The organism is Nocardiopsis suaedae (genome assembly GCF_027706745.1).
In the GTDB taxonomy this organism is placed as follows: domain Bacteria; phylum Actinomycetota; class Actinomycetes; order Streptosporangiales; family Streptosporangiaceae; genus Nocardiopsis_A; species Nocardiopsis_A suaedae.
Window position 1 is genome coordinate 43,978 of sequence record NZ_JAQFWP010000035.1, and the last position, 24,273, is coordinate 68,250.

A 24,273-nucleotide genomic window follows, 5' to 3' on the forward strand; every position below is an offset into this window, starting at 1 on the left:
GCCGGAACCGGCCGTCCGCCGGGGCCCAGCGCAGGGCGGCCGGGGCCGCCTCGGCGGGTCACGGCGTCCCGGCCCTCGCTGTTGCGGAGACCGTGAGCCCCCAGGTCACAACCGCTTTAGTGCGGTTTCCGGCCTGGGTCTTCGGCGTATGGCGCCTCCGCGTCCGGTGACGGGGTGACGGGAACACGCCCCGCCGGACTCGGCCCCGGCCGCTCAGCGGACGACCACGACCGGACAGGGCGCGTGTTGGACGCAATGGTGGCCGACCGAGCCGAGCAGGGCCCTGGCGAATGTGCCGTGTCCGTGGCTTCCCACGACGAGCAGGTCCGCGCCCTCGGCGAGTTCGGTCAGCACGTGGGCGGGGTGCCCGCGCACCACCCGCTGGGACAGCCGCGGCCTCGGGAAGTCGGCGGCCGCCTCGTCGATTTGGGCGGCCAGCGTCGCCCGAGCGCTCTTGGCCAGGTCCTCATAGGGCAGGACCATCGTCGGCGTGCCGTAGGTGATGGGGATGTCCCAGGCCATGACGGCTTCGACACCGGCCCCCGTGGACCTGGCCTGGTCCAGGGCCCAGACGAGCGCCTTGTGCGCCGAGGGCGATCCGTCGACCCCGACCACGATGCGCGGAAGCTCAGGGGCGCTACCGGTACTCATCGCGTCCTCCTCCCGGTCCTTCGGGGATCTCCGTGCGGGGTCCCCGGCCGCCTGGGGCGGCCGGTGCAGGGCAGGCCACCGTCCGCGCGGTTCGGGCGCCGTCCCCTCGGGCGGCGCTCCAACGCCCAGGTCTGAATGATGCTCCGGGAGGCGCCGCGGAACACAGGGCGTTCGTCCCGCATTCATGGGACAAGACGACGTGAAGAGGCAGGGCGGTCCCGGGTGCGGCGCGGCCTCTGAAGGGGGAGGCGCGGCGGCCGGGGCTGGGCCCTCGCGGCTCCGCCGTCGGCGGCGGGGACCGCGCCCCCGCGGCGGCCTCGCCGCCGGCGGCGTCCGTTCGGCGGGTGAAGCGGCGGCGGCCGCTCCCCGCGAGCGGGGAGCGGCCGCCGGACGTCTCCTGGTCCTCCCCAGCCGGGGCTCGCGCCGCCGGCTGCCGTCCTGGGCGGACCAAGATCGCACCCTCGCCTGCATCGCGCGCGGGTGGTGCCGCTACATCCACGGCCCATCCTCCCCTCCCGCGATTGTGGTCCGGTTGGACTACGGTTGGATCCCCCGCGCCACCCTGGACGCGGGAGCGATCGGCGGGCGCCGGGCCCGCCTGGGAAGGGAGCGCATGCGGTTCTCCGTCCTGGGGCCGCTCCGGGTCCGCGGCGACGACGGGCGCGAGGTGCGGCTGTCGCCCAAGCTGGCCGGGATCGTCGCGGCGCTGCTGTGCGCGCGGGGGGCGCCGGTGGCCGACGAGCGGCTCATCGACGTCCTGTGGGAGGGCGATCCCCCGCGCTCGGCCCAGAAGAGCCTCCAAGTGTACGTCCACCACCTCCGGCAGGCCCTGGGCGGACCGTCGACCGTCGCGCGGGGACCAGGCGGCTACAGCATCGAGCGGTCGGACGGCGACCTCGACGCCGACCGCTTCGGCGACCTGGTCGACCAGGGCCGCCGCGCGCTGGCCGAAGGCGGCGCCGAACCCGCCGCCGCCCTGTTCCGCGAAGCGCTCGGCCTGTGGCAGGGCCCCGCCCTCTCCGGCGTCGACGGCCTGCCCGTGGTGCGCGACGAGGCCGCCCGCCTCAACGAGCTGCGCTGGAGCTGCACCGAGGAGCTGATGGGCGCCGAGCTGGACCGGGGCCGCCACGCCGAGGTGGTCGCCGAGCTCACCGCCCTCGTCCACGAGCACCCCTTCCGCGAGCGCCTGCGGGCTCGCCTCATGCTGGCGCTGCACCGCTCCGGGCGGTCCGCCGAGGCGCTGGAGGTGTACCGGACCGGGCGCGAGCTGCTGGTCGACCAGCTCGGCACCGAACCCGGCCGGGAGCTGCGCGAGCTGGAGCAGGGCGTGCTGCGGGACGACCCGTCCCTGGCGGCGCCCGGCAGCGCCGCCCCGCCCGCGGTGCCCCTGCCCCTGCCCGCCCAGCTCCCGGCGGACCTGCCCGACTTCACCGGCCGGGAGCGCGCTCTGGAACGCATCCACGCCCACCTGGCCGGCGGTGAACCGGTGCCGGTGGTGGCGGTGTCCGGCATGGGCGGGGTCGGCAAGACGGCGCTCGCCCTGCGCGCCGCCCACGCCCTCGCCGACGAGCACCCGGACGGGCGGCTCTACGTCGACCTGCGCGGGGCCGAGGCCGAGCCCCTCGACCCGGCGCAGGCGCTGTCCAACCTCCTGCACGCCCTGGGGGCGGACGGGGCGGGCGTGCCCGACTCCCTCGACGCGCGCTCGGCCCTGTTCCGCAGCATGGTGGCGGGGCGCAGGGTGCTGCTGGTGCTCGACGGCGCCGCGAGCGAGGCCCAGGTGCGGCCGCTGCTGCCGGGCGCCCCCGGGGCCACCGTCCTGGTCACCGGCCGCCCCCGGCTGACCGGCCTGGACGGGGCGCTCCTGGTGGACCTGGAGGTGTTCACCCCCGGGCAGGCGGTGGAGCTGCTGGGCCGGATCGCCGGGCGGGAGCGGGTCGGCCGCGAGCCCGCCGCCGCCGAGCGGATCGCCGAACTGTGCGGGCACGCCCCGCTGGCGGTGCGCATCGCCGGGGCGCGCCTGGCGGGCCGCCCCGAGTGGCGGCTGGGGCGCATGGTGCGCCTGCTGGAGGACGAGCGCCGCCGCCTGGACGAGCTGGCCGCCGGGGACAGGGCCGTGCGGGCGAGCTTCGCGCTGAGCCACCGCGCGCTGGGGGAGGGCGCAAGGCGCGCCTTCCGGCTGCTGGGCGCACTGGAGGTGCCCGACTTCCCGGAGTGGGCGGTCGCCGCCCTCATGGACGTGCCGACCGGGAAGGCGCAGGAGTACATCGAACAGCTCGTCGACGCCCGGCTGCTGAGCATCACCGAGGGGCCGTGCGGCGCACTGCGGTACAGGATGCACGACCTCATCCGGCTGTACGCGCGCGAGCTGGGCGAGTCCGACGAGCCCGAGGAGGAGCGGCGCGAGGCGCTCAGGAGGGCGTTCGGCGGGTGGCTGTGGCTCGCCGAGCAGGCGACCGAGTACATCCCCGGTCCCTGCTACGCCACCCTGCACGGCCAGGCCGTGCGGTGGCCGCTCCCGGCGCAGGAGGCCTCCGAGGCGCTGGCCGAGCCGATGCTGTGGTTCGACGCCGAGTGGCAGGCGATGGCGGCGGCGGTGCAGCAGGCGGGCGCGCTCGGGATGCACGAGGCCGCCTGGGACCTGGCGGGGTGCCTGGAGAAGTACTTCGACGTGCGGGGCCGGTTCGACGACTGGCGGCGCACCCACGAGAGCGCGATCGGCGCGTGCCGGGCGGCCGGGGACCGGCTCGGGGAGGCCGTGCTGCGGCGCGGGCTGGCCGACCTGACGACCTGGGCGTCGCCGCAGGGGCCCGGGGAGGCCATGTCGGGCATGCGGTCCGAGGCCCAGAGCGTGCTGGAGATGTTCCGCGACCTGGGCGAGACGCGCGGGGTGGCCGACGCCCTGGTGATGCGGACGTGGGGCCTGGTGTCCCGCGGGGAGGCGCGCGCCGCGCACGTGTCGGCGGAGGAGGCGCTGCGCATCGCCGAGGAGGCCGACTACCTCGGCGGCCGGGCGCGCGCGTACCACGTGATGGCGGTCGCGGCCCACGAGGACGGGCGCCTGGAGGACGCGGTCGCCTGCCTGGAGAAGGCGCTGGAGCTGGCGCGCCTGCTGGGCAACTCGCGGTTCGAGGCGACGGCGATGCAGTTCCTCGGGGCGGCGCAGGCCCTGTCGGGCCGGGTGGAGACGGGCCGGTACCACCTGGTGCGCTCGCTGGAGATGGCGCGGGCGATGGGGGACCGGTACGCCGAGGTGTTCTCGCTGATGTACCTGACGCGGCTGTACATCGCCCTGGGCGACCCGGAGGCGCTGCCGACGGTGGAGACGGCGGTCGCGCTGAGCCGTCGGCACGGGATCAACCACCACCTGGCGGATTCGCTGGGCCTGGCGGGGGAGATCCACCTGGCGGCGGACCGGACGGGCGAGGCGATCTCGGCCCTGGAGGAGTCGGTGCGCCTGTGGCGGACCCGCGGGTGGTCGTCCTTCCTGGCGGGGGCGCTGGAGACGCTGGCGGGCGCCTACGAGGCCGACGGCCGCCACGCGGCGGCCGAACAGGCCCGCCGGGAGGCGGGGGAACTCCAGGCCTCCGCCCGCGACGCGCACGGGTCCCAGGGGGCGCCCGAGGCCTTCTGAGGGGGCCGGGGACCCCGGACTGTGACCTGTACGGCAGCGGGGTTGGTCAGGACACCCCGGAAAGTCCGGTAAAGTTGAACCCGTCGCGAGCGAAGGCCCCAGGGCCGCCGGAAGCGGCACGCGCCATTAGCTCAATTGGCAGAGCAACTGACTCTTAATCAGTGGGTTCCAGGTTCGAGTCCTGGATGGCGCACAGAAGGAACCCCAGGCCGGAACCGCTTCAACGCGGGTTCCGGCCTGGGGTTTCGTCGTGTCGGGTCCCGCCGGAGCCGCTCCAGGTGAGGGTGATGGTGATGTGGGACTCGGCCTTCGAGCGGGCGATGACGACCCCCAGGTCGGTCGAGAACTTCATGCCGAGCTCGGCTTGGACCTGTTCGGGGCGGCTCGGGAGGGCCGCGACCTTCTCGGCGATCGCTTCGGCCACCGGGCGGATCCTGTCCAGCGCCTCGTTCAGCGACTCCTTGAACCGGCCCGGGCCGGGGCCCGCACCGGCCGGCACCATGCCGACCTCGGAATCCTCCACCTCGACACGGATCGGGGCATGGCCGTCGATGGGCAGTTCGAAGTACTGGCTCACCAGGCTCCTTTCGGTTCAGCGCGCGTTTGGGCGGTCGGGTCAGCAGAGGTCATCGGTCCGCACGCCGGGGGGCAGGTTCCGCGTCTCGGGCTCGCTCATCCCGCGTCCGCCGACGAGACCGCACAAGTGGGAGAGCCACCGCTCCGGGTCCAAGGAGTACACGGCCACCCCGCCCATGGGGCCGTCGGCCATCAGGGACCGGGAATCCAGGTCCGCGGCCACCGGCGCCATCCCCTCGGGCACCGGGAGGTCGAGGACCTGCTCGCCTCCCTCGCCGTCGACCTGCCAGATCCCCATCCTCTTCCCGTCCTGGATACCGAAGTCGCCTTCACCGGACATCCGGACGGGAAAGAAGCTCTCCCAGACACCGGTGGTCAGCACCTCTACTCTTGTGGCATCGCCGTCGGTGATCCTCCAGATCTCCAGGTTGCGTTCCACGGTCTTCTCCCGCCGAAAGAAGGCGAAGTCCCGTCCGCCTGTTCCCGGCACCGGGGCGAAGGAGACCAACGAGGCGTCACCGGGGAGCTCGATCGTGTCGGTCCGCTCCCCGGTACGCCAGTCCCAGCGCTCCAAGGACCGGGTGTCCTCACTGATGGCCATCAGTTCCCCCTCAGAGACCGGCTGGAGGAGGGGGGTGGAAGGGGAGACCGGCCCGAGGCCGTAGTCGGGCGTCGGACGCGGAAGGCTGAACGGTTCTCCGGTGGTCTCCCCCGTACGAATCCTATGGACGCTCGTCATACCGTCCTCAGCGGCGACGATCAGGTACCGCTCATCGAAGCTCGGTACCGCCCGGGGCCACTCCGATTCGGGAAGCTCGTGCTCCCAGAGGATTTCGAGGTCGGGGGTGGTGCGTACCTGGACCCGCCCCTTCGCTTCGATCACGAGCAGGTCCTTGAAGAGGGAGACGCGCATGGTCCCGCGCACGGAGGCATGGCTGATGTGCGTGAGGTCGTCCGCGTTCCAGAGATCGACGCCGGCGCCCTTCAGTGTTCCGTTCTCGGTCCGCACCGTCGCCGCGTAGCGGGCCGAGAGGTCCCCGACCCTGATGCCGGGAGTCGTGTCCATCCGTCCGAGTCGGTACTCGGCCGATCGAATGCTGTCCACCTCCTCGTTCCAGCCGATGACGCGCACTCCTTCCTCGTCGGCCGGCGCGATTCGGTGCCGCTCCGCCTTCGCCGGTAGCGCGCTGCCGCCGATGAGGCCGCCACCGCGCAGGTCGACGAAGCGCAGGGGCGGCGTGTCCTGGTCGCCTTTCTCATCCCCTTCCCCGCTCACCGGGTGTCGCCCTACGGCGAGGTGTCCGTCGGGGGCGGGGGCGAACGATTCGTCGCAGGCGATCGGCGCCTTCACGACCGCGGCCGTTCCGTCCAGGGCCGGGCGGCGTGTATGGATCCTGGACCGCCATCGGTCGGCCCCTTGTCGGCATGCCGCATGGACGGAGCCCTCCGGGCCTGCGCTCACGCTGCTGGCGACCTGGTTCCCCTCGCGGTCGAGCCCGAATCCGGGAAGGTCGATGGTCTCGGTCGATCCCTCTGTGAGCCCATGGATCTCGACCCGGTCTCCTGAGGAGATGAAGAGGGCTTCATCGCTCAGGACGAACGCCCCGACATCGTCTTCGACCTGCTTCCCCGTCACCCGTTCGCCCGTATCCGTGTCATAGACGGCGATCTCCAGAGAGAGGTTGAGCTCATGAACGGCCAGGTAGTCCCCGGAGGGCGACAGGGTGATCGGTTGCGGGGAGTCCACGACCCCGCCGTCGGGAACGTCGACGACCCCGACCCGGCGCCCCTGCCGGTCGTGCAGGGTGACCCGGTGGTCTTCCAGGAGCGCCGCCGTCGTTCCGTCCGCGGATATCGCGATCCTGCTCGCGGTCTCACCGGTGAGCGGCCCCTCGGTGAACCCGTCGTCGGTGCGGTTCCACGTGTGGACGCGCAGATTGGCGACGGTACCGATCCAGCTCAGATCGGTCGATGCCGCGGGCTCGTGCGCCCCTGACGCCAGGACGCCTCCCGCTGAGACCAGCGCGTCCAGGTCACGGGTACGGGCGTAGGTGTCGAACAGCGCATCGGTCGCCCTCTGGGTCGGTGCGGTCCGGTAGGCGGCGACCGCGTGCAGGACCAGGGTCTCGTCCAGACCGGTTCGGCCGAGGAGGTCTTCGGCCAGCGTCTGGGAGGCCGCGTTGGCCTCCTCCTGTTCGGCGCGCCGCCGCTGGGCCTCCGCCACGACACCGACGACGAGGGCGAGGGCGAGGAGCGCGGACACCGTCGCGACGATGCGCCGGGACCTCCGCCGCTGGCGGAGGCGCAGCGCGCCGGAGGCGGTCAGATAGTCGAGCTCCTCGCCGGTGAGCTCCGCCCGGCGCTCTCGGGCCCAGCCCTCGGCCTGGGCCAGGGCGGCCCCGCGCAGGAGCAGGGACTCGTCCTGACCGGAGCGCCGCCAGCGGTCGGTGTCCGCGCGGAACTCCTCCCGCCAGAACAGGAAGCGCGCGTCGTCGCGCACCCAGTTCCGCAGCCTCGCCCAATGGGTGATCAGGGCCTCGTGCGCCGGCCGTACGACGGCACGCCCCGCGGCATTCTCGGTGACGATCAGCCTGGCCGCCGAGGGAAGCAGCGTGAACCGCCGTTCGGCGGGCCCGAGTTCCGCCAGCGGCGCACTCCGGGCGGTCGGCGCGTGGCCGCGCCGGACGCGGACGAGCCTGCCGAAGAGGCGGGGGGCGACGCTCCGCTCCTCCGGCCCCAACAGGGCCCACACCTCTTCGGCGTAGCCGTCGAGCGCCCCGGGGACTCCGCCGATGTCGTCGTACGCGCGGTGCCCGATCACACCGCTCCGCTGTTCCTCCCAGAGACGGGACAGGGTGAACTGGAGCAGCGGCAGGGGAGCACGGGCGTCCCGGACGGCTTCCAGGATCCGTTCCACGAGGCCGTTCTCGAAGACGACCCCGGGCGGGAGGGGCCCCACGACGGCCCGCCGGAGACCGGCTTCCGGCAGGGCCGGGACGGACCGCGTGCGCCACGAGGCCAGGTCCGCCGTCTCGCGCAGGGAGAGCAGGGCGTCGAGGAAGTCGGAGCGCACGGAGAACAGCGCCTGCACCGGCGACGACGGGCGGGACGCCGCGGCGGTGATCCTGGCGGCGAGGCCGACGGCGCCGGTGGTGACGGCCTCTTCGGCCTGGTCGACCACGATGAGCGTCCGGTCGTCCCGCGCCAGTGCCGCGTCGGTCCGGGCGGCCGCGTCCGCCTCCCCGGGGCGGATCACGAAGACGCCCTCAGGGTCGGGCAGCGGCTCCCGGAAGAGGAGGCCCGCGTGGATGAGGGAGGTCTTCCCGCACCCCGACGGGCCGACGAGGAGGACGTTCTCGCGCCGTGCGACCAGGTCGACGAGCTCCTCGACCATCTCTTCGCGGCCGAAGAACAGGCGGCCGTCCTTGCTGCGGAACGGGTCGAGCCCGCGATAGGGGTTCGGGGGCATGGCGCGTTCCGCGAGTTCGGGCAGCGCGTCGAACAGGGCCCTGCCGGTGAGGGCGTAGCTCGTCCGGGCCTCGCGTCGGGGCGCGACGGCGAGGGTCATGCCGACGACGCCGTGGAGCCCGTCGGACCAGAGCGGCCCTCCGCTGAACCCGGGCTGGATGGCGATGCCGGACGTGCGCACGTCCTCGGTCTGCACCACCTCCGTGGCGGAGCGCCCGAGGATGGTGCACCTGGCCCAGGCGGGGGCCCCGTTGAGACCACGGGGGAAGCCTCCGGCCCGCACGTCGAGTCCGGACAGGTCCGGGCCGGTGACGAGGCGGACGGGCTGGGCCCCTGAGGGCAGGGGGCCGGTGATCCGGAGCAGGGCGTGGTCGTCCGCGAGGCGGCCCCCGCCGCCGCCTGTCCGTGCGACCACGGCCTGGAGCCGTGTCCCCGGTGCCAGCAGCGGGAAGACCACCGGGATCTGGGCCCCGGCGGCGGGGAGCGCGTGCGGCCCGGTTCCGAGCGCGGAGGACACCACGTGCGCGCATGTCACCAGGTGGTCTTCGGATACCAGGAACCCGGCCCCGACGGGAGCCCCCGATCCGTCCGTGACGCACACCAGAGCCGCCTCGACCGGAGCAGTCGGCATGGGCCCTCTCCTTCCCGCCGAAACCGATCATCGGAACGGGGGTCGCAATTCGTCACCGTTCCATGGCGCTGGGGAAGGGGCAAGCGAGTATCGCGCTTCAAGGGGATTGTGGCCGCCTCCGGCCTTTGGTTCCGGATCGCCGTCCGGGGGAGGGGGCGCGGGTCAGGGCGCCTTCTCATAGCGGGCGGCGATGGCGGCGGCGCGGGCGTGCAGGGCGTCGCGCAACCACTGCGGGGTCAGGGCCTCGGCGTCCTCGCCGAGTCGCCATAGGGCCCATTCGGCGTGTCTGCGGTCCTGGAAGGTCGCCACGACGCGCAGGCGGCCGTCCTTCCCGGGGTCTTCGGGGTGGACGGCCAGGGCGGTCTCCGCGAGGTCCGTGCGCCGTTCGGGGGCCAGTGCCATTCGGACGGCGACCCGGTCGCCGCCGTGGCGGAAACGGGCGGCGCGTTCCCGCCAGAGACGTTCCATGTCCACGCGGTCCGGCCGCCGTGCGGGCTCGCCGGTCTCCTCGGTGGCGGTGATCCTCGACAGCCGGTAGGTGCGCTCCTCGCCGGACCTCGTGGCCAGCAGGTAGCCCTGGCCGCGCACGTCGACCAGGCCGATGGGTTCCACCGTCCGCCATCGCGGAGGCCGTTCGGCCGGCCGGGCCGGGGCCGCGTCGGCGGCCGCGTAGCGGATGCGCAGCCGGTGCCCGGACAGCACCGCGCGCCGGACCGCGTCCGCCACCGCGGCGGGCACCTCGTCGGCGGCGGTCCGGCGCGACAGCAGGTCGGTGTCGGGGTCGACGAGCAGCCTGCCGGCCGAACCGGACGCGGCGGCGCGGTCCCCCTCGGGGAGCGCGTCGGCGACCTTCCGCATGGCCGAGGCCAGCGCCGGGCCGAGGCCGAACACCGAGGCGCCGCGGCGCGACCCGGCGACGAGCAGGGCCAGCGCCTCGTCCCGGGTCAGCCCCGCCAGTTCGGTCCGGAACCCGGGCAGCAGCGCGAACCCTCCGTGCCGCCCGCGTTCGGCGTAGACCGGAACGCCCGCCGCGGACAGCGCCTCGATGTCGCGCAGCACCGTTCGGGTGGACACCTCCAGCTCCCCGGCCAGCGCGGACGCGGACATCCGCCCCTTGTGGCGGAGCAGCAGCACGAGGGAGACCAGCCGATCGGCGCGCATGCGCCGACCCTACTGGAATACATGACAAAAGGTGTCGTGGTTTCTTGGCAGGCTCGTATCCGCGAAGTCGTGGGCGTCCGGGCGATGGCCGCCCGACGTGTGGAATCCCGGAAGAGAATGGAGCTGGAATGGCTGTTGAGAGAAGCGCCGTCAACCCGGTGGAATGGTCGATGCGGTTCGGGTTCAACCAGGGTGAGGTCGTTTCCGGGGGCACCCGGACCCTCTACTGCGCCGGGCAGGCGGCGACGGACGCCGAAGGGGCTCCGCAGCACGAGGGCGATATGGCCGCGCAGCTGGAATTGAGCCTGGACAATCTGGAGGCCGTTCTCCGCGGGGCGGGCATGGCGCTCGCGAACCTCGTCCGGCTCAATGTCTTCACGACCGACGCCGACCTGCTGACGCGCAACTACGGTGTGCTCGCGTCGCGGCTGGCCGCCGCGGGAGTGCGGCCGCCGAGCACGCTTCTGGGAGTGGAGCGGCTGGCGTTTCCCATCATGATGGTGGAACTGGAGGGGACCGCTGTGGCGTGATGCCGTCCCCCGCCCCGGCCGCCGCGGCTCCGACCGGCCGACAAGGCCCGGGTGGGGGAAGGGTTCCGATCCCCGGGGTGCGTTTTCAATGCCGTACGGAGCGGTTGTCGTCCGCGGTCGGAGGGATTTACGTTCGCCTTCCACGTGCCGAAAGGGGTTGTTCATGAGCGGAATGGTCGTCGAACTGAGCGATGCGAGTTTCTCTGAGGACGTGCTTCAGGCGCAGGGGCCGGTGCTGGTGTGCTTCCGCGCCGAGTGGAGCGGCGTATGCCGGGCGCTGGACCCGGTCCTCGTCGACGTGGCGAAGGAGTTCGCCGGCCGCCTGACCGCGGCCCGGCTCGATATCGACAGGAGCCCCGAGACCCCGCCGAAGTACGACGTCACCGCGATCCCGACCCTGCACGTCTTCCTGAAGGGCGAGATCGTCGCCACCAGGATCGGCCCGGCCTCAAAGGGGAACGTGGTGGAGCTCGTGAAGCCGTACGTGTGACCGCCCGGTGCGGGCCGCGCCCGGAGCGGGGCGGCCCGCGTCCCCGGCCGGGGCCCTCCTTCACGGTGCAGGGAGACTTAGGTTAGCTTTGCCTTATCGGCATTCCGCGCGGCCGACCCCCTCCCTGCACTCCGTCATGAGACGAGGACCCCACATGTCCGTCCGGGAAGTCGAGGAACGCGAAGAGTTCGACGTGGCCGTCGTCGGGGGCGGCCCCGCCGGATCCACCGCCGCCGCGCTCATCGCCAAGCGCGGCCACCGCGTCGTCCTCCTGGAGCGCGAGCGCTTCCCCCGCTACCAGATCGGTGAATCCCTGCTCCCGGCCACCGTGCACGGGGTGTGCCGCCTGCTGGACGTGTCCGACGAGATCGAGGCCGCGGGCTTCCAGGTCAAACGCGGCGGCAGCTTCCGCTGGGGCACCAGCCCCGACCCCTGGAACTTCCTGTTCGCGCTCTCCCCACAGCTCTCCGGGCCGACCTCCTACGCCTACCAGGTCGACCGGATGACCTTCGACGACATCCTGCTCAAGAACGCCGCCCGGCACGGGGTCGACGTCCGCGAGGAGGCCACCGCCCTGGAGGCCCTGCGCGGCCCCGACCGGGTGACCGGCGTGCGCTACACCGGCCCCGACGGCGCCGCGCGGGAGATCTCCGCGCGCCACGTCCTGGACGCCTCCGGCGGGGCCGGCCGACTGAGCCGCGCCGTGGGCGGTGAGCGGACGTACTCCGAGTTCTTCCGCAACCTCGCCGTCTTCGGCTACTTCGAGGGCGGCGGGCGCCTCCCCGGGCCCGACCGCGGCAACATCCTGTGCGCCGCCTTCGATCAGGGCTGGCTCTGGTACATCCCGCTCAGCGACACCCTCACCAGCGTCGGCGCCGTCCTCCACCGCGATCAGGCGGCCCGTATCCAGGCCGACCGGGAGGGCGCCCTGCGCGACGCCATCGACCGGTGCGAAATCGTCCGCGACTTCCTGTCCGGCGCCACCCGCGTCACCGAGGGCACCTACGGCGAGATCCGGGTCCGCAAGGACTACTCCTACGCCAACTCCCGCTTCTGGACCCCCGGGATGGCGCTGATCGGCGACGCCGCCTGCTTCATCGACCCGGTCTTCTCCACCGGCGTGCACCTGGCGACCTACGCCGGCCTGCTGGCCGCCCGCTCCGTCAACGGCGTCCTGTCCGGGGACCTGGACGAGGCCCGCGCCTTCGGCGAGTTCGAGGCGCGCTACCGCCGCGAGTACGCGGTCTTCTACGAGTTCCTCTCCGCCTTCTACGACATGGACCAGCAGGAGGACTCCTACTTCTGGCAGGCCCGCAAGGTCACCGGCTCTGAGAACCTCACCTCCATGGAGGCGTTCACGACCCTGGTCGGCGGCGCGTTCTCCGGTGAGCGCGCGCTGGTGGACGCCTCCGCGGTCGCCGAACGGTTCTCCACCTCCTCGGCCGACCTGGCCGACGCCGTCGCGCGCACCGGCCCGGCGCAGACCCGCAGCGGGGAGCGGATGAACAACCTCTTCGGCGCGCCTGTGGTGAGCGAGGTGATGCAGGAGATGAACAGCATCCAGCGGCGCGGCGTGACCGGTCCCGGGACCGGGGAGGCGCCGCTCATCGAAGGCGGCCTCGTCCCCTCCGCCGACGGCCTGAGCTGGTCCGAGCCGGACGCCTGACCCCGAACCGCGGGTTCCGGCCGTCGGTCAGCCGGGGTCGCGGGGTGCGTAGGCGCGCAGGAAGGTGTCGACGGCGGCTTCGGCCACCGAGTGCAGCTCCTCGTCGGGGACCGCGCGGGTGCCGAGTGCGGAGCGCAGCTCCATCGGGCCGGTGAGCAGGGCGAGGAACTGTTCGCTCGCCCGCTCGACGTCGGTGGCCTCCAGCCGCTTGGCGAGGACGAGCCGGGCGAGCCGGTCGGCCAGGGCGTCCTGGATGCGCTGGGCCCCCACGCGCTGGATCTCCTCCAGGAGATCGGGGAAGCGGGGGGCCTCCGCGCTGAGGAGGCGGCGCAGCGCCTGCGACTCCTGGCAGGCGTGGCTGCGCAGGAGCCGCAGTCCCGCTTCCTCCAGGACCGGGCGGATGTCGTCGCCGGGCGTGCGCAGGGGTTCCAGCGCGCTCAGCGAGCGGTCGGCGGTGTGCTCCACGGCGGCCTTCATGGCCTCCCGGAAGAGCGTCTCCTTGTCGCCGAGGCGGTTGTAGATCGTGGGTTTGGCCACCTCGGCCGCCTCGGCGATCTCGCGCACGCAGGACTGGCCGTAGCCGTCCCGGGCGAAGGTGCGGAACGCGGCCTCGAGGATGGCCTGCCGCTTGTCGGTGCGCCCGCGGGGTTCGCCGCGGCTCCCCGCCTCAGGGGTCCTGGCTCTGCTCACGGTGGCATCTTACCGTGCGACTCCGCGACCTGAACCGGACGGTTCACTTTGTTTGCATCAGCGTTGCAGGGCGGGGGTGTGCCGGAGTACGTTGAACCAACCGGTTCATTTACTTGTATCGACCGTTATTCATTGGGGCGGACATGACCGACGTCAGAGGCGACCGTCTGGACGGTGCGCTGCTGAGGCTGATCGGCGTGACCCTGCTGGGCGGGATCATGGGGATCCTCGACAGCACGATGGTCACCGTCGCGGCCGAGACGCTCTCCACGGAGTTCGACCGCTCGCTGAGCGTCATCAGCTGGGCCACCACCGGCTACCTGCTCGCGCTCACCGTCACCATCCCGATCACCGGCTGGGCCGTGCGCCGCTTCGGCGTCAAGCGGCTCTGGCTGTTCGGGCTCGTCCTGTTCATGGGGGCCTCGCTCGCCTCGGCGCTGTCCTGGAGCGTGGAGAGCCTCATCGTCTTCCGCGTCGTCCAGGGCGTCGGCGCGGGCATCCTCGACCCGCTGGTCCTGGTGATCCTGGCGCGGGCCGCCGGGCCGAGCCGCGCGGGCCGGGTCATGGGCACGATGGGGGTCGTGCTGTCCCTCGGCCCGGTTCTGGGCCCCGTGCTGGGCGGGCTCCTGCTCGACTCCTCCGGATGGCGCTCGATGTTCTTCATCAACATCCCCATCGGCGTCATCGCCCTGCTCCTCGCCCTCCGGGTGATCCCGGCGGACGCCCCTGAGGAGCGAAAGGCGGGCCTGCCCCTGGACATCGCGGGCTTCGCACTGATGGCCCCGGGGCTGGCCGCGCTCGTCCTGGCGCTCACCGAGGCCGGGGAGCGCGGGGCGTTCGCGGCGCCGACGGTCCTCGTCCCCCTCGTCCTGGGGGCCGGGCTCCTCGCCGCCTACGTCCTGCGAGCGCTCCGGCTCCGCGCCACCGAGCCGCTGATCGACGTGCGGCTGTTCGCCGGCCGGAGCTTCGCCGCCAGTGTCACGGTCCAGGGGCTGGTGGGGGTGGGCACGTTCGCCGGCCTGTTCGTGCTCCCGCTGTACTACCAGATCGTCCACGGCCACACCGCCGCCGCCGCGGGGCTGCTGGTGGCGCCGCTGGGACTGGGCTCGGCCCTGGCCATGCCCATCGCGGGACGGCTGAGCGACAAGCTGGGGGCGCGCACCCTGGTCCAGGGCGGCGCCCTGATCGCCGCGGCGGGCGCCTTCGCACTCACCCTCGTCGGCGCCGAGGGCGCCGAGACGCGGTCGGCCCTGGCCGCGTTCGCCATCGGCCTCGGGCTGGGCGGGGTCGGCGCACCGACCATGGGGTCGCTGTACCGGACCCTGCCGCAGGAGAAGGTCCCGCAGGGCAGCTCCGTGCTGTACAACCTCAACCAGCTCGGCGGAGCGCTCGGCGTGGCCTGTGCCGCGCTCATCCTCGCGGCCTCGGGGACCGGCACCGGAACCGGCGCCGCCGACGGGGCGGGCGGCTTCCAGAACGCCGCCTGGTTCCTCGTCGCGGTGGGGGTGGTCATCCTGGCCGCCGGCCCCCTCCTGCCGGGGCGCGTCCAGGAGATCCCCCCGGCTCCGGCCGACTCCGGCGCCGAGACCCTCCCCACCGGGTCCGAGCGGTCCGGGATGTCCGCTTCCGGACCGTCCTCGTGCCCGGGTGCGGAACGCGCATAGCATGCCCCAGTGCGCATTCTGCTGATCGAGGACGACGCCCGCATCGCCGAGACGGTCCGGCGCGGTCTGGCAGGCGAGGGCATCAGCGTCGACATCGTGGAGGACGGCGTCGACGGCCTCTGGGCCGCCTCCGAGCGCGCCTGCTACGACGCTCTGGTCCTCGACATCATGCTCCCCGGCCTGAGCGGCTACAAGGTGCTGGAGGGCCTGCGCGGGCGCGAGGTGTGGACGCCCGTGCTCATGCTCACCGCCAAGGACGGCGAGTACGACGAGGCCGACGCCTTCGACCTGGGCGCCGACGACTACCTCACCAAGCCGTTCTCCTTCGTGGTGCTCGCGGCCCGGCTGCGCGCGCTGGTGCGCCGCGGGGAGGCGGCCCGCCCGGCGGTCCTGGCCGCGGGCGACCTGACGCTCGACCCGGCCCGGCGCCGGGTCGCCCGCGGCGCCCGGGAGGTGGAGCTGACACCGCGCGAATACGCGCTCCTGGAGTTCCTCATCCGCCGCGCGGGCGCGGTCGTCTCCAAGGCCGAGATCCTGGACAACGTCTGGGACCCCGAGTTCGGCGGCGGCGACAACGTCGTCGAGGTCTACGTCCGCTACCTGCGCCGCAAGATCGACGAACCGTTCGGGCGCCAGGCCGTGCGCACCGTCCGCGGCGCGGGCTACGTGCTCGACCCGAAGGGCGGCTGAGATGCGCGCGGGGATGCTGCGCGCCGGGGTCCGGCGCCGGCTGATGGTGCTGTCCACGGTGGTCACCGGGATCGCGCTGGTCGCGGCGACGGCCGGGGGCATCGTGGTGCTGCGCGAGGCCCTGCTGCGCTCGGCGCACACCACGCTCGGCTCGGGCGTCGGCCAGATCAAGGACGGCTTGGAGGGGCCGGAGCCGGAGTGGACCCCGCCGCGCAAGACCGACCTGGCCCAGCTCATCGGCCCCGACGGGCGGGTGGTGCGGGGATGCGGCGCCGCGGGCTCCGACTGCGGCCCGCCCGCCTACGCCCCGCTCACCCCGCCGCCGGGGGAGCTGGTGGAGACCACCGACGGCGGGATGCGCCTGATGGCCCTGGGCGTCCGCGTGGACGGGGCCGACCATGTGATCGTCGTCGGCATGTCCGCCGAGCCCATCCAGGTGGCGGTGCGCACCTCGGTGCTGCTGGCGCTGGGGGCGATCCCGCTGCTGCTCGCCTTGGTGGCGTTCGCGGCGCACCGGCTGGCCGGGCGCGCCCTCGCCCCGGTGGAGGGCATCCGCGAGCGGGTCGCCGCCATCGGCGGCGGGGGCGACCTGGGGCGGCGCGTCCCCGAGCCCGCGGGGGACGACGAGATCGCGCGCCTGGCCACGACGATGAACGCGATGCTGTCCCGCCTTGAGGCCGCACAGCGCACCCAGCGCCGGTTCGTCGCCGACGCCGGGCACGAGCTGCGCAGTCCGCTGACGACGCTGACCGGCATCGTGGAGCTGGCCCGCAGGGACGGCGGACGGATCCCGTCTGAGGCGCTGTCGTCAGCCGAAGGGGAGCTGGGCCGCATCCGCATCCTGGTGGACGACCTGCTGCTGCTGGCGCGCGCCGATGAGAGCGGCCTGGGGCTGCGGCGCGAAGAGGTGGACCTGGACGACGTGCTGGACGGTGAGCGGGCCCGCCTGCGCTCTGCGGGCACGCCCGAGGGCGTGCGCGTGGTGACCCGCCTGGAGCCGGTCAAGGTGGTGGGGGATCGCGACGCCTTGGCGCGCCTGGCCCGGAACCTGGCCGACAACGCGGTCCGGCACGCACGGGGCCGGGTGGAGCTGGAGGTCCGGGCGCAGAGCGGCGGAGAGGCCGTCATCCGGGTCGGCGACGACGGCCCGGGCGTCCCGCCGGAGGACCGGGAGCGGGTCTTCGAGCGCTTCGTCCGCCTCGACTCGGCTCGGGGGAGGGGCTCAGGGGGGACGGGCCTGGGGCTCTCCATCGTCGCCGCGATCGCCCGGGACCACGGCGGCACGGTCGAGGCAGGCGAAGGCCCCGGGGGAGGCGCCGAGTTCACCGTGCGCCTGCCCCGGGGCTGAGAGCCGCCCGAAGCGGGGGTCAGGACTCGTTGCAGTCCTCGTCGGCGCCCGACGAGCCCCCCGAGCCCTCAGAACCCTCCGAGCCCTCCGCCTCCGGCGCGCTGTCGGAGCCGGAGTCGGACTCGGTGTTCTGGACGCTCTGCACCTCCGGCCCCGCAGGGGAGTCGGCGGCGGCCGCCGCGTACGCGGTCCCGGCCGCCCCCACGCCCAGCGGGAGGGCGATCAGCGCCGCCAGGGCCAGCTTCTTCTTGAGGTCCATGCCGCTCCTTGTTCCATCGTGATCCACGCGGTGAGCCGGCCGGGCTTCCCGTCCCGGCCGCACACACCATCGGCGATCACCCCTGAGAGCACTCTGAGCCCCTCTCAGCCGCCGTTAAGCGGCCCCGGCTCACCGGCCTCCCCGGGTCCGGCCCCGGCGCCGCCCGCGAGGCCGTTGAGCAGCAGGGCCGTCAGGGTGTCCACGACCTCCTCGTCCGAGGGCACGGGCTCCCGCGCGGTCAGGGCCGCGTAGCCGAGGCCCGACAGCAGCGCCCCGATCGCCGCCGCCGTCAGCTCCGGGGGTCCGGGCGGCGTCCGGCCCCGGGCGGCCATGTCCTCCAGGTGCCGCCGGAACGGCCCGGTCTGCTCGACCAGCATCCGCCACATCCGGCCCTCCTCCGGCGGGGCCGCGGCCGCCGACTGGAAGCGGGCCGCCATCACCGGGAGGTGGTCCCGGAACACCTGCCACCCGCCCGCGACGTGGGCGCGCAGGTGGTCGGGGTCGGCCAGGTCGTGCCGGGAGGCGTCGGTGCCGTGCGCGCCGTCGAAGGCGGCGATCTCCCGGTCGGCCTGGTCCTCCATGTCCTGGGCGAGCGCCTGCAGCAGCGCGTCCTTGTCGCGGAAGTGCTCGTAGAACGACCCGGTCGACCGCCCCGCGGCGGCGGTGATGTCGGTGATCTTGGTGTTCAGGAAGCCGCGCTCGGCGAACAGCCGCCGCGCCGCGCGCTTGAGCTCCTCCCGGGTCCGCGCGGCCCGCTCCTTCCGGGTCTGTGCCACACCGCCTCCTGTCGTCCGTGCCCGTGGCCGCGCTTGACGGGCGCGCCGTCCGCGATGATACTGAACCCGGTTTCGCTGAATAAAGATTCAGTGAATAGAGATTCAGGGAGGATGGCATGCGGGTCCTGATCGCGGGCGCCGGGGTCGCCGGCGCGGCGGCCGCCATCGCGCTGCGCCGCGCCGGTGCCGAGGTCGACGTCTACGAGGCCCACCCCGACCCCGGCGGCGACGTCGGGTCGTTCGTGAGCCTGGCCGCCAACGGGCTGCGCGGGCTCGGCGCCCTCGGCTGCCTCGACGCGGTCCGCGGCGCCGGGGTGGAGGTCGAGCGGCTGCACGCGCGCTCCGCCGACGGGGCGCTGCTCTCCGACACCCCGCGCGGGCGCCGCGAGCACGACACCCTGCGCAGCGTCACCCTGCTGCGCGGGCGCCTGGTGGAGGCCCTGCGCGCGCAGGCCGAGCGGGAGGGCGCGCGCATCCGCACCGGCGACCGCCTCGTCGGCGTGCGCGACCACGGCGACCGCGTGGCGGCCGTGCTCGGCGGCGGAGACGCGCCCGAGGGCGACCTGCTCGTGGGCGCCGACGGCATCTGGTCGGCCGCCCGCCGGGCCCATCTGCCCGAGGCGCCGTCCCCGCGCTATGCGGGGCTGTACACGCTGTCGGGCACCTCCGACCCCGACCGCGCCGGGATCGCGGCCGATCCGCGGGCCGTCACCATGCGGCGCACGCGCGCGGGCGGCGTCTTCTTCCACGTCGGCACGCCCGACGGGCGGATCTGGTGGTCGGCCCAGGTGCCGTCCGCCGACGAGCCCGAGCGGCCGGTGGGCCCCGTCGGCGCCGACCGCCTCGCGGCCCTGGCCGCGGCCTACCGGGACGACCCGCTCCCGGCCGCTCTCGTCTCCGCCACCGTCCGGGCGCACCCGTTCACGGTGATGCACGCGATGGACCCGGTCCCGGCCTGGACGGGCGGGCGCACGGTGCTCATCGGGGACGCGGCGCACCCGGTCGGCGCGGGCCAGGGGGCCTCGATGGCGCTGGAGGACGCGCTGGTCCTCGCCGGCCTGGTCGGCGGCGCGGCGGACGTCCCCGGCGCTCTGGCGGCCTACCGGTCCGAGCGGGCGCCGCGGATCGAGCGGGTGCTGGGGATGGCCGCCGCCAACCGGGCCATGAAGAAGGCGGGAACCGCCCCGGACGCGGCGGCGGGGCCGCCGGCCGGTGAGGAGATGGAGGACTTCGCCGACTGGCTCTACGGCTACGACCCGTGCGCACCGGTCAGGTGAAGAACAGGGTGAGGCGGCGCCGCGCCCGTCACGAGCGGGACCGCCCCCCCCGAGGAGTACAGCGCGGCGATGACGCAACCGTTGCAGGGGCTACCGCATCTGCCGCTCCAGAGCGCGTGCCCGTTCCCGCGTACGCGTCAATTCGCGCTCGGCGTCCCGCAGGGCCGTCCTGATCTCGTCGATGACGCCCAGCACCTCGGACGACGCGTCGGCGATGGTGTGCCCGAGCACTTCGGCCTCGTTCAGGCGGCTCTCCAGCTCCAGCCAGTCGGGGCGATCACCGTCCATGTCCAGGGACTCGACACGGGCCCGAAGGTCGTACGCGATCCGTGACAGGTGTCGCGTGCCCTTGTCGGAGGCCGCACGTTCGGCGAGCTCGGTGAGCTGGATCAGGACTTGCGACCGGTGACGGGGGAGCCAGAGGGCGAGTTCGCGGACCTTGCCCAGCCGGGTGAGCGGGGAGCGGAACGCGTCGGCGGCGGTCCGGTGGGCCGACTCCGCCGCCGCCAGGTCCTGTTCGGCGCTGTGGACGTCGCGCTGCTCCAGCGCCGACCGGGCGGCCGCCACGCGCTCCTCGGCCTGAGCGGCCCACCGCTCGCCGTGCCGGAGCCGGTTTTCCATGCCGTCGGCGACGGCGGGCGCGAACCCGGCGATCAGCTCCTCGGCGGCCTCCTCCGACGCCGCGTGCTGGGCCCGGAGGCCGCGCAGGTCCTCCTCAAGACCGCCGAGCCGCGCACCGGCACGTGCCTCGCGCTCCTTGAGCGCCTGCAGGGCGGAGCTCGCGGCGGACAGCTTCGAGGACAGGTCGGACAGGGCCCCGCCGCCGGTCAGCGGCCTGCCCTCGGCCACCAGCCCCTGGACCTCCGACAGGTCGTCGTGGGCGCTTTTCAGTACGGACGTCTCACCGTCGACGACATAGCCCTGCGCGCGGGCCTGCTCAGCGGAGGCGCGCACCTGCTCGATCCGACGCCCGGTCTCCCGCGCCTCGTCCGCAAGCGCGGTCGAGGTGGCCAGGGCGCGCGAGGCCCGCTCCTCGGCGGCCCGCATGATGCCGAGCGCGCGCTCGGCCCGCCCTTCAAGGTCCTCCCACCGCCGGGCCACGGCGACCAGCTCTGAGTGCGGGGACCACCGGGTGAGCGCCGCGTACCGGTCGGCCAGCCGGTCGCGCTCCTTGAGGAGAGCGTCGGCCTCGCTCAGCGCTTCGTCGAGACCGGAGAGGACCGGCTCCGCCTCGTCGGAGGCGAATCCGGAGCGGATGAGCTCGGAGGAGCGTCGCAGAGAATCACCCAGGGCGTGGGCCCGGGTGCACGTCTCGTTCAACCGGCCCGCGCGGTCCTCGAACGCCTCCCTCACAGGGGCCGCCTGCCACCGCCGCCGGGCGGCGACGCCGGCGACCGCCAAGAGAGCCGAGACGGTGATCGCCAGGAACGCGATGAGCTCGCCCACGCAGTCTCCCAAGTTCGGGGGTTTTCCGAGCCTTGGACGGAGGGGCGGGTCCGGCGGTGCGACCGCCCGCCCCTATGGCCGCTTCCGGCCAGCCCGACCTCACTCCCGGGTGGCGGCGCGTTCCGCGTCGATCAAGGAGAGCACGACGCGCAGGTCGGCCACGGCCTCCTGGCCGACCGAACCGGCGTAGCGGTTGCGCGCCTCCTCGGCGATCTGGGCCGCCTCGTCCAAGCGGCCCGCAGCCCACATCGCGGCCGCGTAGTCGCGCGCTGCCGCCGCCGCGGCGCGGTGGTTGAACACGGCGGTGTGCACCGCTATGGAATGCCTCTCCGCCGCCGCCTCCAGGTAACGCAGCCGCTCCAGGGCACGGCCCAGCGCGTCGTCGGTCCGCTTCCCACCCGTGCGCGCCGCGGGCGGCACCTTGCCGAGCTCCCTGCGCACGAAGTCCTGCGCGCTTGCGCGCTCCTCCTCCGACCGCCGCAGCGCGCCCTCCAAGCGGTCGATCTCGGCACGGGCCTTACGCGCGGCTCCGACGGCGGCCTCGGCCGCATCCGACAACGACGCCGCCAGCTCCTCCGCCTCGTCGAGGCCGGCCTGCAACCGCAGCCAGTCCGGCCGGTCGCCCTCCACGTCCAGCGCCTCCACGCGCGCGCGGAGGGTCTGCAGGGCAGGGGACAGGTGCTCGCTCCCCTTGTCCGAGGCCGCGCGCTCCGCCAGTTCGGTCACCAGGATCAAGGTCTGCAGCCGCCGCCCCGGCACGGAAGCGCTCAGCTCCCGGACCTCCTCCAGCCGGGAGTCGGCGGCCCCGTACTCCTCACCGGCGCGCCTGTGCGCCTCCTCGGCCGCATCGAGCGCGGCCTCCGCGCGCTGGACGTCGCGCTCCTCCAGCCCTGCCTGGGCGTCCTGAACCTGCTCGGCCACCTCGGCTGCGGAACGGACGCCCTCCTCCAGGCGCGCCTGGAGCCCTTCGGAGAGTGCGGCCGCGTATCCGGCCGTCAGCTCCTCCACGGCGGCGACCGCCGCAGTACGGCGGTCGCCGTTCTCCTGCCCGGCACCGGCCAGCGCGCTCAGGCGGCGGCGCGAGCGTGATTCGCGGTCGGCGATCGTCCGAAGGGCGGACAGCACGTCGGTCAGTTCCGTGGTGAGCCCGGTGAGGGCCTCCCGGGCGGCCATCGGACGTCCTTCAGAGGCCAGCCGCCGCACGTCCTCCAACCGGTGGTGGGCGGTGGCGAGCACCGACGCCTCCCCGTCCACGGAGTAGCCCCGCGCGCGGGCCTCTTCGGCGGCGGAGCGCCCCTGCTCGGCCAGCCGCACGGCCTCCCGGTCCCCGTCGCCGAGTGAAGCGGAGGCCGCGAGCACACGCGAGCACCGCTCCTCGGCGTCGCGCAATCCGTCGAGCAGCCCGGCCGCGTCGTGTTCGAGCTCCTCCCAGCGGCGGGCCGCGCGCTCCAGCTCCTCGGGGCGGGTCCGCCACGTGGTCCTGGCGCGCGCGTCGGCCAGCCGGTCGCGCTCGCCCAGCAGTTCGTCGGCGCGGCCCAGCCGCTCCTCGGCGTCCGCGAGGGCCGCGCGCGCCTCCTCCTCCACGGACCCGGCCCGCACCAGTTCCACCGACCGGCGCAGCGATTCGGCCAGCATGTGGATTTGCGTGCCGTACTCGTCGACCCGGACCGCCGACCGGCCGAGCGCGTTCCGGTGCGGACGGGCGCGGAGCCGCCGCTCCGCGACCAGGCCGCCCACGATCGCCAGCACCGGAAGTACGACGGCCAGGATCGCGATGAACTCGCCCATGCAGGCCTCCAAACAGGGTCTTCGGGCCTTAGACGGAGGGGGAGGCGCGCCGGTTCAGCCCCGGTTCACCCGAGTTCGGCGAGGGCGTGGGCCGTCCACGACTCGAACGCCGACCACGCCCGGCGCTCCTCGCCGTCCTCGGGCGGGTCGGACCAGAGCATGAAGTCGGTCGCGTCCACCAGGTCCCAGTAGGGGTGGTGCGCGTCCCCGCCGGTGATCCGGCGGTGCGCGGCCAGGAACGACCGCTCGGCCTCTGGGCCCGCTCCCTGCGCCAGATTGAGGCGCATGCGGGCGAGGTCGACGGCCTGTGGGCCGCGGCACCCGGTCAGCCAGTCGACGATCCCGCTCAACCGGCCGTCCACCCACAGCGCCTGGCCGGGGTGGTAGTCCCGGTGGATGAAGGTGTGCGGGACGTCCGGCGCGGGGCCGTCGAGGACGGTGAACACGCGCTCCCACAGGCGGGCGTCGCTCCAGGGGTGCGGTCCGAGGGGGCCGTGCTCGCCGGGGTCGTAGTAGGGGCGGTACTCCGGAAGCAGGGCGAGGCCCGCGTCCGCGCCGCCGCGCGCGCTACCGCCCACCGCGTGGATGGCGGCCAGCTCCCGGGCGAGGTCCTCGACCACGGCCGCGGGGTCGAGCGCGTCCCAGTCGGCGTGGCCGGGGACGCGGTCGGTCAGCAGCGCGGGAACTCCGAGCCGCGAACCGTCCGGGTCGGCCGCGTGCAGCGCCGGGGCGCGGACGCCGGTGTTCTTCAGCAGCCTGAGCACGGCGGCCTCGGACTCGGGGCGGTACCAGGGGTCGTCGGCCAGGCGCGCCCGGTCGTGGAAGCGCCGCACCATCCAGGCGTGCCGGGTGCCGCCGCCGTCGATCACGTCGACGGCGTCCAGTGTCGTCGAGGCGACGCCCACCCGCCGCGGTTCCGCGGGCACGCGCGCGCCGGGGCCCGCGGTGTCGCGGACCCACTCCAGAATCGCCGGGGCGGAAGCAGTGTTCATTCTCTTCGTCCTCTTCCTCGTCGTCCGCTTCTGTGCCGGGAACGTGCGGCCGAGGAGGCGCGCGTGCCGACACCGGCGATGACGGCGTAGGCGAAGAGGGCGTGGGCGAAGAGGGCGCAGGCGAAGAGGGCGTGGGCGAAGAGGGCGTGGGCGAAGAGGGCGTCCGCGTACGGACGGCGCTGCGGAGGAAGGGTCAATAGTGGCGCGTGCGGTGGTCGGTCACGGGCGGAGCGTAGCACCGGGGCGAATGGAGGTGGCGGGCGCCAGGGGGCAGTGGACGGAGTTGGCCGAGCCCCACTCAAGGCTGCCTGCCCGGCGGCGGGCCTCTTGCGGTGCGGGTGGGAGGTGGCTCGGTGGGGTACCCCGCTGACGGGCCCCGGCCGGGCGCCGGGTCGCCGGGGTGCCGGGGTGGAGGGCGGCGACGACGCAGGTCGGAGGCTCTATCTGCAACGTTGTCGGCTGCGCGGCGTGTGCGTGGTCGGGGTGGTTGGCGGCGACGGCGGAAGCGGGGCGGTTCCCCGGGCCTGCTTGCCGGG

18 protein-coding genes and 1 tRNA gene are annotated in these 24,273 nt (G+C 74.1%); 9 read left to right on the forward strand and 10 right to left on the reverse strand.

Features of this window, described 5'->3' with window-relative positions:
- Positions 1–213 precede the first annotated feature (213 nt).
- The gene (locus tag O4U47_RS18310; RefSeq protein ID WP_270679111.1) at positions 214–651 is read right to left on the reverse strand and encodes a universal stress protein; all 438 of its coding nucleotides are present in this window, start codon (positions 649–651) and stop codon (positions 214–216) included.
- A 532-nt stretch (positions 652–1,183) separates the two neighbouring features.
- On the opposite strand from O4U47_RS18310, the gene O4U47_RS18315 reads away from it, so the two are divergent.
- Complete coding sequence (locus tag O4U47_RS18315; protein WP_270679112.1) at positions 1,184–4,285, forward strand: AfsR/SARP family transcriptional regulator; 3,102 nt, start codon at positions 1,184–1,186, stop codon at positions 4,283–4,285.
- Between the two features lie 120 nt (positions 4,286–4,405).
- Positions 4,406–4,478, forward strand: a tRNA-Lys gene (locus O4U47_RS18320).
- A gap of 27 nt (positions 4,479–4,505) precedes the next feature.
- Here the strand turns inward: O4U47_RS18320 and O4U47_RS18325 are convergent.
- The 3 genes from O4U47_RS18325 to O4U47_RS18335 form a co-directional block, all read right to left on the reverse strand.
- Positions 4,506–4,862 (reverse strand): CU044_2847 family protein, encoded by a 357-nt coding sequence (locus O4U47_RS18325; protein WP_270679113.1) that lies wholly within the window; start codon positions 4,860–4,862, stop codon positions 4,506–4,508.
- Between the two features lie 39 nt (positions 4,863–4,901).
- Positions 4,902–8,960, reverse strand: a complete 4,059-nt coding sequence (locus O4U47_RS18330) for a serine protease (protein WP_270679114.1) — start codon at positions 8,958–8,960, stop codon at positions 4,902–4,904.
- 162 nt (positions 8,961–9,122) lie between these two features.
- Positions 9,123–10,121, reverse strand: coding sequence for a helix-turn-helix transcriptional regulator (locus tag O4U47_RS18335; RefSeq protein WP_270679115.1), 999 nt, complete (start codon positions 10,119–10,121; stop codon positions 9,123–9,125).
- A gap of 128 nt (positions 10,122–10,249) precedes the next feature.
- On the opposite strand from O4U47_RS18335, the gene O4U47_RS18340 reads away from it, so the two are divergent.
- From O4U47_RS18340 to O4U47_RS18350, 3 genes are all read left to right on the forward strand, one after another.
- The gene (locus tag O4U47_RS18340) at positions 10,250–10,651 is read left to right on the forward strand and encodes a RidA family protein (RefSeq protein WP_270679116.1); all 402 of its coding nucleotides are present in this window, start codon (positions 10,250–10,252) and stop codon (positions 10,649–10,651) included.
- Between the two features lie 163 nt (positions 10,652–10,814).
- Positions 10,815–11,141, forward strand: a complete 327-nt coding sequence (locus O4U47_RS18345) for a thioredoxin family protein (protein ID WP_270679117.1) — start codon at positions 10,815–10,817, stop codon at positions 11,139–11,141.
- A 154-nt stretch (positions 11,142–11,295) separates the two neighbouring features.
- Positions 11,296–12,807, forward strand: a complete 1,512-nt coding sequence (locus O4U47_RS18350; RefSeq protein ID WP_270679118.1) for an FAD-dependent oxidoreductase — start codon at positions 11,296–11,298, stop codon at positions 12,805–12,807.
- A 27-nt stretch (positions 12,808–12,834) separates the two neighbouring features.
- Here the strand turns inward: O4U47_RS18350 and O4U47_RS18355 are convergent, their stop codons facing one another.
- Positions 12,835–13,497: a TetR/AcrR family transcriptional regulator gene (locus tag O4U47_RS18355; RefSeq protein WP_270679119.1), complete on the reverse strand. Its 663-nt coding sequence runs from the start codon at positions 13,495–13,497 to the stop codon at positions 12,835–12,837.
- 143 nt (positions 13,498–13,640) lie between these two features.
- Between O4U47_RS18355 and O4U47_RS18360 the strand changes: the two genes are divergently transcribed.
- Genes O4U47_RS18360 through O4U47_RS18370 form a run of 3 tightly spaced genes read left to right on the forward strand, consistent with a single transcriptional unit; the run spans position 13,641 to position 17,199 of the window.
- Complete coding sequence (locus O4U47_RS18360; RefSeq protein WP_270679120.1) at positions 13,641–15,161, forward strand: DHA2 family efflux MFS transporter permease subunit; 1,521 nt, start codon at positions 13,641–13,643, stop codon at positions 15,159–15,161.
- Positions 15,162–15,170: 9 nt separating this feature from the next.
- Positions 15,171–15,851 (forward strand): response regulator transcription factor, encoded by a 681-nt coding sequence (locus tag O4U47_RS18365; protein ID WP_270679121.1) that lies wholly within the window; start codon positions 15,171–15,173, stop codon positions 15,849–15,851.
- Position 15,852: 1 nt separating this feature from the next.
- Entirely contained in the window at positions 15,853–17,199 is a 1,347-nt protein-coding gene (locus O4U47_RS18370) for a sensor histidine kinase (protein ID WP_270679122.1), read from the forward strand.
- Positions 17,200–17,218: 19 nt separating this feature from the next.
- On the opposite strand, the gene O4U47_RS18375 is transcribed toward O4U47_RS18370, so the two are convergent.
- Positions 17,219–17,458, reverse strand: coding sequence for a hypothetical protein (locus O4U47_RS18375; protein ID WP_270679123.1), 240 nt, complete (start codon positions 17,456–17,458; stop codon positions 17,219–17,221).
- Positions 17,459–17,562: 104 nt separating this feature from the next.
- A complete protein-coding gene (locus tag O4U47_RS18380) occupies positions 17,563–18,234 on the reverse strand; it encodes a TetR/AcrR family transcriptional regulator (RefSeq protein ID WP_270679124.1) in 672 nt (223 codons plus the stop codon).
- A gap of 116 nt (positions 18,235–18,350) precedes the next feature.
- On the opposite strand from O4U47_RS18380, the gene O4U47_RS18385 reads away from it, so the two are divergent.
- Positions 18,351–19,511, forward strand: a complete 1,161-nt coding sequence (locus O4U47_RS18385; protein WP_270679125.1) for an FAD-dependent oxidoreductase — start codon at positions 18,351–18,353, stop codon at positions 19,509–19,511.
- Positions 19,512–19,601: 90 nt separating this feature from the next.
- On the opposite strand, the gene O4U47_RS18390 is transcribed toward O4U47_RS18385, so the two are convergent.
- The 3 genes from O4U47_RS18390 to O4U47_RS18400 form a co-directional block, all read right to left on the reverse strand.
- On the reverse strand, positions 19,602–20,957 hold the full coding sequence (locus tag O4U47_RS18390) for a coiled-coil domain-containing protein (RefSeq protein ID WP_270679126.1): 1,356 nt from the start codon (positions 20,955–20,957) through the stop codon (positions 19,602–19,604).
- Between the two features lie 99 nt (positions 20,958–21,056).
- Positions 21,057–22,745 carry a coiled-coil domain-containing protein gene (locus O4U47_RS18395; protein WP_270679127.1) on the reverse strand — a complete coding sequence of 563 codons (1,689 nt, stop codon included), beginning with the start codon at positions 22,743–22,745 and terminating at the stop codon, positions 21,057–21,059.
- Positions 22,746–22,810: 65 nt separating this feature from the next.
- Positions 22,811–23,737: a phosphotransferase family protein gene (locus tag O4U47_RS18400; RefSeq protein WP_270679128.1), complete on the reverse strand. Its 927-nt coding sequence runs from the start codon at positions 23,735–23,737 to the stop codon at positions 22,811–22,813.
- Between the last annotated feature and the right edge of the window lie 536 nt (positions 23,738–24,273).

Coding starts and splice junctions, on each gene's coding strand:
- O4U47_RS18330 (WP_270679114.1), bottom strand. CDS start 8,960: ATGCCGACTGCTCCGGTCGAGGCGGCTCTGGTGTGCGTCACGGACGGA.
- O4U47_RS18310 (WP_270679111.1), bottom strand. CDS start 651: ATGAGTACCGGTAGCGCCCCTGAGCTTCCGCGCATCGTGGTCGGGGTC.
- O4U47_RS18345 (WP_270679117.1), top strand. CDS start 10,815: ATGAGCGGAATGGTCGTCGAACTGAGCGATGCGAGTTTCTCTGAGGAC.
- O4U47_RS18395 (WP_270679127.1), bottom strand. CDS start 22,745: ATGGGCGAGTTCATCGCGATCCTGGCCGTCGTACTTCCGGTGCTGGCG.
- O4U47_RS18335 (WP_270679115.1), bottom strand. CDS start 10,121: ATGCGCGCCGATCGGCTGGTCTCCCTCGTGCTGCTGCTCCGCCACAAG.
- O4U47_RS18360 (WP_270679120.1), top strand. CDS start 13,641: ATGACCGACGTCAGAGGCGACCGTCTGGACGGTGCGCTGCTGAGGCTG.
- O4U47_RS18370 (WP_270679122.1), top strand. CDS start 15,853: ATGCGCGCGGGGATGCTGCGCGCCGGGGTCCGGCGCCGGCTGATGGTG.
- O4U47_RS18375 (WP_270679123.1), bottom strand. CDS start 17,458: ATGGACCTCAAGAAGAAGCTGGCCCTGGCGGCGCTGATCGCCCTCCCG.
- O4U47_RS18350 (WP_270679118.1), top strand. CDS start 11,296: ATGTCCGTCCGGGAAGTCGAGGAACGCGAAGAGTTCGACGTGGCCGTC.
- O4U47_RS18385 (WP_270679125.1), top strand. CDS start 18,351: ATGCGGGTCCTGATCGCGGGCGCCGGGGTCGCCGGCGCGGCGGCCGCC.
- O4U47_RS18340 (WP_270679116.1), top strand. CDS start 10,250: ATGGCTGTTGAGAGAAGCGCCGTCAACCCGGTGGAATGGTCGATGCGG.
- O4U47_RS18400 (WP_270679128.1), bottom strand. CDS start 23,737: ATGAACACTGCTTCCGCCCCGGCGATTCTGGAGTGGGTCCGCGACACC.